This is a genomic window from Streptomyces sp. N50, assembly GCF_033335955.1.
GTDB lineage: Bacteria > Actinomycetota > Actinomycetes > Streptomycetales > Streptomycetaceae > Streptomyces.
This window is the reverse complement of sequence record NZ_CP137549.1, coordinates 2419980-2433337: the sequence shown is the minus strand read 5'-3', so window position 1 is coordinate 2433337 and position 13358 is coordinate 2419980. Positions and strand designations below refer to the sequence as shown.

General features: G+C 71.6%; 13 protein-coding genes. 6 read left to right on the top strand and 7 right to left on the bottom strand.

The features are described 5' to 3' along the window. The first annotated feature begins 222 nt into the window (after positions 1-222). Both R2B38_RS10560 and R2B38_RS10555 read left to right on the top strand, forming a co-directional pair. Positions 223-1038 carry an SAM-dependent methyltransferase gene (locus R2B38_RS10560; protein ID WP_318016002.1) on the top strand — a complete coding sequence of 272 codons (816 nt, stop codon included), beginning with the start codon at positions 223-225 and terminating at the stop codon, positions 1036-1038. 151 nt (positions 1039-1189) lie between these two features. After that, positions 1190-1729, top strand: coding sequence for a hypothetical protein (locus tag R2B38_RS10555; RefSeq protein ID WP_318016001.1), 540 nt, complete (start codon positions 1190-1192; stop codon positions 1727-1729). Positions 1730-2066: 337 nt separating this feature from the next. Here the strand turns inward: R2B38_RS10555 and R2B38_RS10550 are convergent, their stop codons facing one another. Next, entirely contained in the window at positions 2067-2705 is a 639-nt protein-coding gene (locus R2B38_RS10550; RefSeq protein ID WP_318016000.1) for a TetR/AcrR family transcriptional regulator, read from the bottom strand. A gap of 213 nt (positions 2706-2918) precedes the next feature. Between R2B38_RS10550 and R2B38_RS10545 the strand changes: the two genes are divergently transcribed. The 3 genes from R2B38_RS10545 (at position 2919) to R2B38_RS10535 (ending at position 4942) form a co-directional block, all read left to right on the top strand. After that, positions 2919-3569 (top strand): nuclear transport factor 2 family protein, encoded by a 651-nt coding sequence (locus R2B38_RS10545; protein WP_318015999.1) that lies wholly within the window; start codon positions 2919-2921, stop codon positions 3567-3569. A 57-nt stretch (positions 3570-3626) separates the two neighbouring features. Continuing rightward, positions 3627-3917, top strand: a complete 291-nt coding sequence (locus R2B38_RS10540) for an SDR family NAD(P)-dependent oxidoreductase (protein WP_318015998.1) — start codon at positions 3627-3629, stop codon at positions 3915-3917. 92 nt (positions 3918-4009) lie between these two features. Next, entirely contained in the window at positions 4010-4942 is a 933-nt protein-coding gene (locus R2B38_RS10535; protein WP_318015997.1) for an LLM class F420-dependent oxidoreductase, read from the top strand. A gap of 66 nt (positions 4943-5008) precedes the next feature. Here R2B38_RS10535 and R2B38_RS10530 read toward each other — a convergent pair whose 3' ends face one another. After that, on the bottom strand, positions 5009-5527 hold the full coding sequence (locus tag R2B38_RS10530) for a cupin domain-containing protein (protein WP_318015996.1): 519 nt from the start codon (positions 5525-5527) through the stop codon (positions 5009-5011). A gap of 30 nt (positions 5528-5557) precedes the next feature. Further along, a complete protein-coding gene (locus tag R2B38_RS10525; RefSeq protein ID WP_318015995.1) occupies positions 5558-6349 on the bottom strand; it encodes an MBL fold metallo-hydrolase in 792 nt (263 codons plus the stop codon). A gap of 84 nt (positions 6350-6433) precedes the next feature. Between R2B38_RS10525 and R2B38_RS10520 the strand changes: the two genes are divergently transcribed. Beyond that, entirely contained in the window at positions 6434-7078 is a 645-nt protein-coding gene (locus R2B38_RS10520) for a helix-turn-helix domain-containing protein (RefSeq protein WP_318015994.1), read from the top strand. A 61-nt stretch (positions 7079-7139) separates the two neighbouring features. Here R2B38_RS10520 and R2B38_RS10515 read toward each other — a convergent pair whose 3' ends face one another. The 4 genes from R2B38_RS10515 to R2B38_RS10500 all read right to left on the bottom strand — a co-directional run bounded on the left by R2B38_RS10515 (position 7140) and on the right by R2B38_RS10500 (position 12999). Next, positions 7140-8276 carry a C40 family peptidase gene (locus R2B38_RS10515; protein ID WP_318015993.1) on the bottom strand — a complete coding sequence of 379 codons (1137 nt, stop codon included), beginning with the start codon at positions 8274-8276 and terminating at the stop codon, positions 7140-7142. 123 nt (positions 8277-8399) lie between these two features. After that, a complete protein-coding gene (locus tag R2B38_RS10510) occupies positions 8400-8936 on the bottom strand; it encodes an RNA polymerase sigma factor (RefSeq protein WP_318015992.1) in 537 nt (178 codons plus the stop codon). 164 nt (positions 8937-9100) lie between these two features. Beyond that, the gene (locus tag R2B38_RS10505) at positions 9101-9793 is read right to left on the bottom strand and encodes a M15 family metallopeptidase (protein WP_318015991.1); all 693 of its coding nucleotides are present in this window, start codon (positions 9791-9793) and stop codon (positions 9101-9103) included. A gap of 68 nt (positions 9794-9861) precedes the next feature. Next, on the bottom strand, positions 9862-12999 hold the full coding sequence (locus R2B38_RS10500; RefSeq protein ID WP_318015990.1) for an AfsR/SARP family transcriptional regulator: 3138 nt from the start codon (positions 12997-12999) through the stop codon (positions 9862-9864). Between the last annotated feature and the right edge of the window lie 359 nt (positions 13000-13358).

Sequence of the window (13358 nt, the reverse complement as noted above, 5' to 3'; positions counted from 1 at the left end):
GATGTGCACGGCCTATGGTTCCGTGGAACGTCTGTGCAGCTCAGAGGATGCTTCCTCGGGTATCGAAGCCATCCCCGGCGTGCAGCCCGGCCCGTCTGCCCTCTTCGCATCACACTCGCCGGAAGACCCGGACCAGCGCGCCAGCCAAGGGAGTTGAGCCCTAAGATGTGCCGCGATTGACCCCCGTCGATCCCCGCCCCGCCCGAAGGACGTACGCGACTCATGAGCGACTCCGTGCCCACGCCCGAGCCGGCGGAGCAGCAGAAGATCGACACGTCCGTGCCGCACTCCGCGCGGATCTGGAACTACTGGCTCGGCGGTAAGGACAACTACCCCGTCGACGAGGCGGCCGGTGACGCGTACACCGAGGTGTTTCCCGGGATTGTTGCCATCGCACGGTCCAGCCGTGGCTTTCTGCGGCGGAACATCGCGTATCTCGTCTCCGAGGCGGGGATCCGGCAGTTCCTGGACGTCGGTACCGGGCTTCCGACCGCGCAGAACACCCACCAGGTCGCCCAGGGTCTCGCTCCCGAGGCGCGGATCGTCTACGTCGACAACGATCCGATGGTGCTCGCCCACGCCCGCACCCTGCTGTACTCCACCGCGGAGGGCGCGACCGCGTACATCGACGCCAACGTGACGGACCCGGACCGCATTCTCGAAGTCGCCGCCGAGACGCTGGACTTCGGTCGGCCCACCGCGCTCATCCTCAGCAACATCCTGGGGCATGTCGCCGACTACGAGCAGGCCCGTTCCATCGTCACCCGGCTCATGGAGGCCCTGCCCTCGGGCAGTTATCTCTCCATCAACGACGGGTCGCGCGGTATCGACCCCGTCTTCGAGCAGGCCCAGGACGCCTACAACAACAGCGGCGCCGTTCCGTACAACCTGCGCTCCATCGATGAGATCACCGCGTTCTTCGACGGACTGGAGTTCGTCGAGCCCGGTGTCGTCTCGGTGACGGAGTGGCGTCCGGAGGACGGTTCGGGTGTACCCGCGGTCGTCGCCGAGCACGGTGGGCTTGCGCGTAAGCCGTAGCGGCAGTAACCCCTGTGGGATTATGGGTAGTTGGTGCTGGCGGGGTCCCTGTGGTCCCTGCGCCGCAATGGACTGTTCCTCCGTGCACAACCTTCTGGAAAGCCGCCGGTCTGAAAGGACACACACCTGCGCGAGCAACCGGGGGGTAGTCATGCGACGGATAGGTACTGCACTGGCCGCGATGATGCTGGCGGGCGGTGGGCTGTTGGCCGGCACGGTTCCGGCGGTGGCCGCGCCGGCGGCCGTGGACTGTGCCGTCACGTGGGGGAGCCTGGACAAGACGGGTGCCCCCGCCGCCTCCAGGCGACTGGCCGACGTGCGGGTCGGACAACACGAGTGCTACGACCGGCTGGTCTTCGACGCCCAGGGCACGGGGGCCGACGCGATCGGCTACTCGGTCCGCTACGTCGACGAACTGCACCAGGACCCGAGCGACATCGTCGTTCCGATCAAGGGTGGCGCCATCCTGGAGATCTCGCTGTTCTCCTCGCGCTACGACCCGGCGACCGGTCAGCCCTACCCGCCGCTTCCGTCCGTCAATGTCACCGGGTACCGGACCTTCCGGGAGTTCAAGGTCACGGGTGGCTCCGAGGGATACACCCAGGCCGGACTGGGCGTCCGCGCACGGCTGCCGTTCCGGGTGTTCCAGACGGCCAACCATCTCGTGGTGGATGTGGCTCACACTTGGTGACCCCGTACGGTCCGGGGGTGTGCCTTACGTAGCCATCAAGGCAGCCACACAAGCGCACTCCCTGCACGTTTGTGCAGGTCACGGCGCCGCGGTGACACCCCCCGGCGTACGGCCCGGCTCGTCTGCCGCCCTTTGCTTCCGCAGGGCAGGGCCCATTTCTCCTGACCGCATAACTTGAGCTGGTCGAATGTGGCCCGTACCGGTGGCCGACCCCGCGCCGCGCCTGACACCGCGAGTCGGTCATGGTCGGGTGACACGCGTGATCCGGTGAACTCGGCGAGGGGCAGCGGCGGTCGACCGTTCGGGCTGTCCGGATTCCGGCGGACCCGAGGCCCGGTCAGCGGTCGGCGGAGGTGTCCCCGCGGAACGCTCCGGCCACCACGGGGACGAGCTGTCGTTCGATCTGCTCGGCGGGCATGGCGGCCAGTTCGGCGCCGATGGGGGACAGGGCGAGCCAGTTCAGCATGCCGGCCGCGCAGCGCGTACGGAAGTTCAGCTCCTGCTCGTCGACTCCGGGAACGTGAGGTGTCAGCACCCGGAGGACGTCCCGGCGGCTCTGGACGAACTTGGCGGTCAGCCGCTCCCATCCCTGGGGCGGTTCGATGCCGACCCGTGCCACGGTCCGCATCATGGCCAGGTCCTGGCCGCCGGCCGCGAGTGCCCGGATCATCGGCCCGGCGAAGGCCGCCGCCACCTCGTGGAGTGTCGCGGTGGGGCTGAGGGAGTCGATGGCCTTCATCTGCGCGTCCAGATACCGTTCCAGCGCGTGCTCGATCGCGGCGTCGCAGAGTGCTTTCAGCGACCCGAAGTGGTAGCTCACCGCGGCCACGTTGGCTCCGGCGCGCTCGGTGATCTCGCGGAGCGTCAGGCCGTCCTGGCCGCGTTGCGCGAGCAGCTCCAGGGCCGCCGCCTGCAGTCCGTCCCGCGTGCGCTGACCGGCCTCTCGGCGCAGGTCCGTCTTCTCTACCCTGGTCATGCCCTGTACTCAATCAGTTGTTTGACTTGATTGTCAACAGTTGCGCCGTGGGTCGAGGGGTCCTCGCGGTCGGGCGGCCACACAATTCAAACAGTGGCTTGACAGCTTGCGGTGCCGTTCATAAAGTCAAGCCAGCGTTTGATTTACTAAGAGCGCGAGAGAGGCCGCCGCTGCGGCTCCCGAATCCTGAGAACGAACGTGAAGGAATACGTCATGAAGCTGATCAGCCGGAAGTCGATCACCGTCGCGGCCGCTGTGGCTGTCGTGGGTGGTCTTTCCATCGCCGCCGTGCCGTCACAGGCGGCGAGCTCCGCCCATGCCGCGGCGCCGGCCCACAGCAGTACGGCGGCTCCGACCCTGACCGCCCGTCAGCTGGCGAAGCTGCCGCTCACCGACCGCCACCTGACCAAGCACGAGAAGGCCAACCTCGCGATCGTCCTGCGCGACTACTACGTGGCGGAGGGCAGCCACATCGACGTCCCGACCTTCGTCAACAGCTTCACCAAGGACGGCGTCTTCAACGACATGGTCGCCGGCCAGGCCTACCGGGGTATTGCCCTCGGCACCGTGCTGCCCTACATGAAGGGCCTCTTCTCGAACGTTCACCGCGACCTCAAGCGCATCACGGTGAACGGCGACACCGTCAGCATCGAGCTGTCGATCGACGGCACGTTCGACGGGCAGCTCCAGACACCGGCGGGCGTCCTCAAGGGGAACGGCAACAAGGTCGCCGCGCCGACCGCCGACTTCTGGTACCTGAAGAACGGCAAGGTCACGACGTTCAACTGCTTCGTCGGCTACTCGAAGATGTACTCCGACATGGGCGTGAACTTCGACTGGGCCTCGGCGGTCAACAAGCACTGAGTCGTTCTCCGGCGGGTGACGCGCGGGCGCCGCCGCCCGCGCGTCACCCGCCGGCGCGTGGCCGCGGACACCGGAACCATCTCCGGCATCGGCATCGGCATCGGCCTCGCGCTGCGGCTGCACGTGGCGGGCAACCGGGTCATCGTCTCCGGGCGCCGCGAGGACAGGCTGAGACAGATCGTCGCGGAGCACCCCGGCGTCGAGTCCGTCGTCCTCGACGTCACCGACCCGGCCGCCGGCCAGGACGTCACCGCGCACCTGCTGCGCCGCTTCCCCGACCTCGACGTCCTGGTGGCGATGGTCGGCGGTGAGTACCGCGCCGTGCTGCGCATGCTGTCCGGCCGCTGACGGAGCGTCAACCGGCCTACCTGCACGCCGAGTTCGACCGCTCGGACAACGCCGACCTGAGCGCACGACCAACCACAGAGGAGCACACCGGCATGACCACCCGGCTCGGAATGGGTCTCCCGCAGAACCGGCAGTACGACCTCGGCAAGGACGTGCCCGACGTGGCGCGCGCCGCCGAGGGCATCGGATACGACAGCGTCTGGGTGTACGAACGCGCCCTGTTCCCGGAACCTCAGACCCAGCCGCTGTACGGCGTTCCGGGCCTGCCCTGGCCCGAGGCCTACCGGGGCGTGGCCGAGCCGCTGGTCACCCTCACCCTCGCGGCGGCGGTCACCGAGCGGGTCGAACTGGGCACCGCCGTGCTGGTCGCCCCGCTGCACATCCCTTTCCAACTCGCCAAGTCCCTGGGCACGTTGGACGCGGCGAGCGGCGGCCGGGTGGTCGCGGGCCTGGGCAGCGGCTGGTCCCTCGACGAGTACGCGGCCGCCGGGGTGCGCCCGTTCGAGGAGCGCGGCAAGGTCATGGACGAGGTGTTCGCGGTGTGCCGGGCGGTGTGGGGACCGGACCCGGTGGTCTACGAGGGCGGCCGGGTCACGAGGATCGCCCCGGCCGTGGTCGGGCCGAAGCCGGTCCGGCCGATCCCGATCCTGGTGCCGGCCAACTCCCCACGGGCGATGCGCCGGCTCGTCGACCACGCCGACGGCTGGCTGCCGTACGCCGACGGACCCGCCCAAGTGGCCCAGAGCTGGCGGCAGTTGCAGGACCTCGCCGCCGAGCGGGGCCGCACCCGGCCGCTGCGGACGGTCGTACGCGTGAACCCGGACTACACCGCCAAGCGGCACGAGGGCCCGGACCGACAGCCCTTCCAGGGCGACGTCGAGCAGATCGTCACCGACCTGATGGCGTACGCCGGGATCGGCCTCGACGAGTTCCTGGTCGACCTCTCGTGGGCCGCGCGGGACGCGCACGAACTGAAGGACCTGGCCGCCGAGGTGTACGAGGCGGCTCGTACGGCCGGTTTCTGATCGGCAGGCTTCGTCCCCCGGGCCGGCGGTTTCCCGGCCCGGGGGACGTTGCTGTGCCGCGCTCGCTCAGGGTCGGTCGGCGGGTCCGCCGAGGTCCGCTTCCTCGGGCAGGATCTCCATGTCTATGTCCTCGCGTCCGAGGAGCGGGCCGAGGGCCAGGCCGCGCTCCGGCGGCCAGAACTCGGGCCTCTTGCCGGGGACGGGGTCGTCCCCGCCGTCCAGCCACAGTCCCTCGCCGCCGCCGGGGGTGAAGAAGGCCACCATGTGCGCCTGTTCGCCGGTGCGGTTGCGGAACCGGTGCCGGGTGCCCCTCGGTACGAAGACGAAGTCACCGGTGTTCGCCACGAAGGTCTGGTCGCCGTTCAGGAATTCCAGCTCGCCCGAGATGACGTAGAAGGATTCGTCGGCGCTCTTGTGCACGTGCGCCACCGGTCCGCCGCCCGGGGGCACCCAGCAGACGGTGAAGCCCACGGCGCCGCCGGTGTCGCCCGCCGTGGCCAGGGTTTCGTAGACGTCGCCGGACATCCACTTGACCACGCCCTTCTCGGTGGGGACGTGCAGGACGCGGGGAGTGTAGTAACTCATGTCGTTTCCTAGGGAGTTGGACGTCGGGGGTCAGTGGGCGCCGAACCGCCGGGCCTGATGGGTGGCGGTGCGGACGTCTCCGGCGAAGGGCTCGCCGTGGCCGGGCAGCAGCAGGTGGACCGTCGGTTCCGCCGCCGGTCCCGCCGTGAGTTCGTCGAGGCGGTCGAGGGCGGCGAGCGCGGCTCCGCTGTCGTGGGTGAAGCAGCGGCTGACGATCGTGGGTCCGGTCCGGTCGGTGAAGCCGTCGGCGGTGACCAGGGCGTCGCCGGTGAAGAGGAGCCCGCGGTCGGTGAACAGGTACGCGGCGCTGCCGGGCGTATGGCCGGGCAGGACGACGGCCTGGGGCGCGCCGGGTACGTCCTTCAGCACCTGGTCGGCGTCGAAGGTGCGCGCGCCCGGCACCCCGCGCGCGGTGAAGGCTCCGTCGCGGGCCAGTCGTAGCGGAACGGCGAGAGCGGACGGCCGGCGCAGCAGATAGGGAACCATCGAACGCTCGGGTTTTGCGTGGCGGGTCGAGCTCCGTGGGCCGTCGCGCAGGATGGCGTCGTCCCGCTCGTGGATCCAGAGTTCGGCGCCTGCTTCCCGGAGGGCGTGGGTCAGTCCGGTGTGGTCGGCGTGGCCGTGGGTCAGGAGCACGGCGCGGACGTCACCGAGGGAGCGGTCGAGATCGGCCAGCAGTGTGCGCAGTTGCGCCAGATGTGCGGGCGTCCCCGCGTCGACCAGGACGAGACCGTCCGGGTCCTCGATCAGGTAGAAGTTGACGACGTGGTCGCCGAGGCGGTGGACGCCGGGCGCGACCTGCGTGGATGCGGGACGGGACATGAGAGCCTCCGGCAGCCGGGCAGTATTCGATACAATGGACTGCATCCGATGCAGTCGACTGTAACAGAATGGGGGAGTGCGCCGATGCCGGACGGGACGCCACGTCGGTCCTACAACTCCGAGGGCCGCCGCGAGGCCGCGCGCCGCAACCGGGCCGCGGTGCTGGACGCCTGCCGGGAGCTGCTCTTCCAGGACGGCTACCACGCCACGACGATCAAGGCGGTGGCCGAGCGCGCGGGCGTCTCCCCGGAGACGGTCTACAAGTCGTTCGGCGGTAAACCGGGCCTGGTCAAGGCCCTGTGGGACATCACCCTGGCCGGTGACGACGACCCCGTCCCCATGGGAGAGCGCCCCCAGATCCAACAGATCCTGGCGACAAGGGAGTTGAGCACCAAGCTCCGGCTCTACGGCGCGTACGTCCGCGGCATCCATGAGCGGATCACCCCGCTGTTCGCTCTGCTGACCCAGGCGGGCCCGGACGTCGGGGAGGTCCTGGACCTCGGTGAGCGGGAGCGGCTGACCGGCGTCACCGCGTTCGTCACCCACCTCGACGAGACCGGCGTTCTGGGCCCGGACACCGATCCGGTCCGCCTGGCGGACGCGGTCTGGGCCCTGGCGGGACCGCAGCTGTACACCCAGCTCACCGCGGGCCGGGGCTGGTCCGCCGACACCTACGAGGAATGGCTGGCGGACACCCTCACCGCCACGCTCACATCCCGTCCGCGCTGACACGGACGCGGCCGCCGCACACCCCTCAGGGCGTACGGCGGCCGGCGGTCCTGTCTTCGGGTCAGCAGGTCGGGACGTCCAGCCAGGCCGCGCCCTTGATGTAGATGTTGGTCATCCAGGAACCGTCCGTCAGCTTGGACCAGGCGTCGTTCGTGTAGCCCTCGGCCGTGACCTCCTGGGCGTGGGCCTGGCAGACCACGTTGACCGTGGTGGGCTGGGCGAAGTAGTCGACGACGCCGGCGTTGACGTTCGGCTGGCTGTGGGTGCGGACGCCGGTGCCCCAGGTCTGGAACGGCTTGCTGCCTCCCGAGGGCGGCGGGGTGCTGCTGCCGCCGCAGTCCGGGATGCCGGGCAGCGAGGCCGGGCCCTTGATGTAGATGTTGGTCATCCACGAACCGTCGGCCAGCTTGGACCAGATGTCGTTGGTGTAGCCCTCGGCGGTGACGCTCTCGGCGTGCTCCTGGCACTGGACCGACACCTGGGTCGGACCGGCGAAGGTGTCCACCACGGCACCGCGCACGCTCGGCGTGGAGCGGGTGCGCACGCCCGTGCCCCAGGTCTCGAAGACCGTACCGCCGTTCGCGGGCGGGGGAGTCGGCGTGCCCGAGCCGTTGACCCGGATCGCGCCCGCGTAGTCGCCGCCGGTGCGGACGGGGGCGACCCGGATGTGGGTGCCCGACTCGTACGCCTCGACCATCTGCCCGTTGCCCAGGTACATGGCGACGTGGTGGATGTGCCCGCTGCCCCAGAACATCAGGTCGCCCGGCAGCAGCGGGGCGCTGCCCTGCGCGGCGGAGAAGCGGGCCGAGGCCTGCGAGCTGTGGAACTGGTCGTCCGCCGTGCCGTTGAGCAGGTCCCTGCCGGTGGCCTGGTAGTAGGCGTAGCGCGTCAGGCCGGAGCAGTCGAAGCCCTTGCGCTCGTTGTCGTGGAGGCTGTCGGGGTCCGAGCCGTCGTAGTAGCCGTAGCTGGCGCCCGGGGTGGCCGCGTGGCCGCCGCCCCAGCTGTACCAGACGCCGATCTGCGAACAGGCGGCGTTCACCGCGGCCTGCGCGACGGCCGAGGCACCCGGCGCCAGGACACCGCAGGTGGCGTCCTGCGCGGCGGCGTGGGCCGGGGTGGAGACGAACGCGGACAGGGCGAGGACCGAGGCCCCCAGGAGCGCGCCGCTGGTCCGGCGGCGCGTGCTGCTGGTGTTCAAGGAAGTCTTCCTTCGTGTGTTCGTGTGTTCGTGTGTTCGTGCGATGCGTGTGTTCGTGTGGGTGGCGTCGTCGGGCGGGACGTGCGTGCCGCTCCCCACCCCCGTGGGGGAGCGGCACGCAGCTCAGTGGCCGAGCGCGTCGCGCATCTTGGCCAGGCCGCGCATCCGGTTGCGCTGGACCGTGCCGCGGTGGGCGCCGAGGCGTTCGCCCGCGGTGTCGTGGCTGAGGCCCTCCAGGTCCACGAGGATCACCGCCGCGGCCTCCTTCTCGGAGAGCACGCCCAGCAGCGCCAGCGTGGTCTGGGACGCCTCGTAGGAGGCCAGCCCGCCGTCCCAGCCCGACTCGGGCAGCCGGTCGGTGCACTGCTCGCGCCGTGAGGGGTGCTGCCACGCGTCGCGCAGCAGGTTCAGGGCGACGGTGCAGGTGTAGGCGTACGGGTGCTGCTGCCGCGTCAGGTTCTGGGCGCGGGCGCGCCGGGAGAGCCGTAGGTAGGTCTCCTGGAGCAGGTCGTCGGCGTCGTGCGGGTTGCCGGTCAGGGCCAGCAGGCGGCGGCGCAGGCGTGGCATGTCGGCGGCGAAGGACGCGTCGAAGTCCTTCGGGCTCATCCGGTCGCCGTCCTCGCGCTGCGGTGGCGGGACGGCGCAGGTTCTGGTCTCCATGCTGTTTCCCCCTCGGTCGTGAACCTCGGTCGTGAACTCGGCCGTACGGTGCGGTCGTTGTGCGTTCCGGTCGGTGGCTGGTCAGGCCGTCGGGCCGGGGGCTCGGTGGCCCGGGGTGCTGGAGGCTGGGGTCTTTTCTAACCACTCAAAGCCAGCTCCGGTGGTTAGAATTGCCCCCGGCTTCCAGCACTCTGGGTCGCCGGGTCGGGTGGGGCGGCGGGGCCGTAGCGGGCGGCCGGTGCCCGGCGCAGCAGCGCCCAGTACCGGTCGCCGTACGACCAGTGCCACCATTCGGTCGGGTAGTTGACGAAGCCGGTCGCGCCGAGGGCCCAGCTCATGAGGGCCCGGTTGGCGCGTGCCTCGGCGCTGATGCCGGGCGCTCCGGTGCGGCAGGCGCCGTCGCTCTCCTCGGGGGTCGCGTTGACCTCCGTGCCCAGCGGCAGTTCCCGGCCGTCCCGGTCGCACAGCGTCAGGTCTACGGCCCCGCCGCTGACGTGCGGCGCGACCTCCGGCGGTGAGATGTACGCGCTCGCCAGTTCGCGGATCCGTTCCGGCGAGGCGTCGGGGTGGGCCCGGCGCATGGTCCGCGCGTACTGCTCGAAGTACCGGCGCTGCAGTTCGGGCGGCCGGTACCCCTCCACCACCAGGAACCGGATCCCGGCCGGCAGCAGCCGCTGGGCCCGCACCAGCCGCCGTAGCGCACCGGCCCTGAGGTGGGCGTAGTGGCCGTCGTCGTCGGCCTGCCGGGGGTCGATCCGCAGGTCGTCCGTGCCGCGCAGGTCGACCAGCGGTTCGCCGCAGTCCTCCTCCGCGACCGCGGCGACCCGGGCGTCCGAGAGCGTGATGATCTCTGTCACGTGCATCAGCTTCGCGGACCCCGCTGCAACCGCTCTGCAAGTTGCCTGTAGGCGGCCCCCCAGCACTTCTACAGGCGCGCGGACGGCTCCTGTGCCTCGCGGGAGCCCAACTCCCGGAAGACGTCGAGTGCTTCGGCCCTGGCCGCCCGCGCCGCCGACGCGTCGCCGTCCGCTTCCCGTACGTCGGCCAGGTCCCGGAGGGTGCGGGCCCGCCACAGGGGCAGCCGCAGGGTCTCCCATGTCGACAGGGCGCGCTCCAGCGGCTCCCGCGCGCCGTCCGGATCGCCTGCGGCGAGATGCCATTCCCCGAGTGTGCGCAGGACGAGCGCCTCGCCGAAGCGGTCCTGGCGCTCGCGGGCCACGGTCAGGCACCGGCCGAGCCGCGCCCGCGCCTCGTCGAGGCGGCCGAGCCTCAACTCCGTCTTGGCCAGCGACTGTTCGGTGTACATCACCCCGAAGGTGTCCCGCAGTGCCGAGAAGATCCGTAGCGCCTCGTGCAGCAGCCGCTCGGCGTCCGCGAGCGCGCCCTCGGCCCGGTCGCACAGGGCCAGCGACCGCAGGGTCAGCGCCTCGCCGTGCCGGTCGCCCGCCGCGCGGTACAGGTCCAGGGCCCGCGCGAGAGCCTCCCGGGCCGGCGCCCCGCGCCCCTGTTCCCGGTGCACGTATCCGATGCCGTACAGCACCCGGGCCCGGGCGCCCGGCCCGGCGGACTCCCCGTACCGCTCCAGCGCCGCGTCCAACAGGTCCAACGCCTCGGCGTAGCCCGCCTGTTCGCGGCGGGCCGTCCCCATCCCGGCGAGGGCGAGCGCCACGCCCTCGGGCACGTCACCGCGCGCCTCGAACAGCCGCAGCGCCTTGCCGAAGTAGCTGTACGAATCCTCGAACTCGTCCTGTTCATAGCGCAGTTGGCCAAGCCCCGCGAGCAACCACGCCTCTCCCACGTCGTCCCCGCCGCGGTGCACGGCGGCCATGGCGGCGGCGTGCGAGCGGGACCAGGCGTCGAACTGGTTGTACAGCGCGGCCGAACTCGCGATCAGCGCCCCGGCCAGATCGCGGGCGGCACGGACCATGCCGTGGTCGGCGCAGTACTCGACCGCCGCCAGCAGACAGGCCTGTTCGGCGGCGAACCAGGACGTCGGCCGCTCCAGCAGCTCCTCCTCGGTCTCCGCGTCGAGAGGCCGTACGGCGGCCGGTTCGGGAAAGCGCCGGGCCGCTCCGCCCGGGCCGAGGGCGGCCGCCTTCTCGGCGAGACCCAGCCAGGACGCCACAAGCCGCAGCACGGCCGCCGTACGCTCCTCGGCGCTCTCCTCGGACAGACAGCGCTCGCGGGCGTGTTCGCGGGCCAGGTCGTGGATGCGGTACCGGCTGCGCCCCGTCTCGTCGACGCCGATCACGTCGATGAAGTGGCAGTCCACCAGCCGCTCCACCGCCTCCTCGGCCTCCTCCGTGCCGATGTCCAGCAGCGGGGCGGCGATCCAGGCCGCGAAGTCCGGCAGGTCGAGCAGGGCAAGCCGGCGCAGCGCCCGGCGCTCGGGCAACTCCAGGTCGGCGTAGCCGAGTTCGAGGCTGGTGCGCAACTCCAGGTCCCCGGCCCGCAGTTCGCTCAGCCGGCGGCGTTCGTCGCGCAGCCGGTCGGCGAGCCGGCCGGGCGCCCAGTGCGGGCGGGCCGCCAGCCGGGCGCCCGCGATGCGCACCGCCAGCGGCAGCCGCCCGCACAGCGAGACGATCTCAGCGGCCCGCTCCGGCTCGGCGCTCGTACGGTCCGGCCCGGCGACGCGGCGCAGCAGTTCGAGCGCCTCCGCCTGACCGGGCACGGCCAGGTCCAGATGGGCGGAGCCCTCCAGCGCGACCAGCCGGCGCCGGCTCGTGACGAGGACGGCGCAGCCCGGGCCGGGCGGCAGCAGGGGCCGTACGTGCGCCTCGCCCGCCGCGTTGTCCAGGATCAGCAGGACGCGCCGGTGTCCGATGTGGGTGCGGTACAGCCCCGTCAGTTCCTCGACCGAGGTCGGCAGGGTCTCGGGGTCGGCGCCCATGGCGCGCAGCAGCCGGGCGAGGGCGTCGGCGGGCTGCAGCGGCGCGGTGTCGGCCGCCCGCAGGTCCACGAACAGGCGGCCGTCCGGGAAGAGTTCGGCCGTACGGTGGCCGACGTGCACGGCGAGCGCGGTCTTGCCCGTGCCGGACCGGCCGGAGATCACCCCGATCGGCGGCGCGGTACGGCCCGCCTCGTCGACCCCGCCCACCAGCGAGGCAGCCCAGGCGATCTGCTCGGTGCGGCCCACGAAGTCGGCGATGTCCGGCGGGAGATGGGACGGCGCGGGGGTGGGAGTGGAACGGCTGCCGGCCGGCGGCCTCGGGGGCGCCGCGGGTTCCCGCCCGGCGCTGTGCGGGCGGGCGGTGCCGGGCGGACGTGAGGTGCCGGGTTGACGCGGGGTGCTGGGCGCGAGTGCGGTGCCCGCCACCTGTGCGTCGTTGGTCAATACGGCCTGGTGCAGGGCCTGCAGTTCCGGGCCGGGGTCGATACCCAGCTCCTCGCGCAGGACCGCGCGGCCCTCCCGGTACGTGCGCAGGGCGTCGGAGACGCGGCCGGTGCGGACCAGCGCGGTCATCAGCTGGCCGCGCGGCCGTTCCCGCAAGGGGTGCGCGGCGACGTGCGCGAGCAACGGGGCGATCGTCCGGTCCGCGCGGCCCAGATCGAGATGCAGTCCGAAGGACTCCTCCTGCGCGACGATCCGCAGTTCGCCCAGCCGGGCCGCCTCGATCCGGGCGAACGACTGCCCCAGTCCCTCCAGCGCGTCCTGGCCGCGCCACAGCGCCAGCGCCTCGCCCAGCAGATCGGCGGCCTCCTCGCGGTGGCCCGCGGCGGCGGAGGCCCGGCCCGAGGCGAGCAGGTCCTCGAAGCGGCGGGCGTCGATCTGGGACGGGTCGAGGTCGGCGACGTAGCCCGGCGGCCGCGTCCTGACCACGGCGTCCTGCGTGACCTGGGCCAGTGCCCGGCGTACGGCGGAGACATGGGTGGCCACCAGGGCGCCCGCGGTGGCCGGCGCCCGCTCGTCCCAGACGCAGTCCACGAGGCGGTCGGTGGAGAGCACCTCGCCGAGGTGGACGACGAGTGCCGACAGGACCGCGAGGGGTCTGACACCGCCGAGCGGGGCCCGCCGGTCGCCGGCCCACACCTCCACCGGACCGAGCAGCCGCACTTCGAACATCGTTCCCCGATCGCCGCACCACCCGCCCGATGGAGCACGGCAAAGATAACGGCGAACATGCCCACGACATAGCGAAGGCACAGCAACGGCCGGACCGCCGTGACCGGATTCGATCGATTCGGCGGACCGCTCAGGGGGCGACGCTGCTCCCTCCTCATCCCGGTTGGCTGGTTCTCGACGGTCGTCGAGGACGGTCGCGTGCAGGGAAGACGGTTCGCCGACCGCCGTCGTATGAGCGCCGGAGAAAGAAAAAACCTTGAGATCCAGGGGCATACGGACGTGCCCCGCGGGGCGTCAACGGCTCGAAAGCACCACGTCCGTTCGGTACGTCCGTTCGACCAGATCCCCGGGAGCCGCCC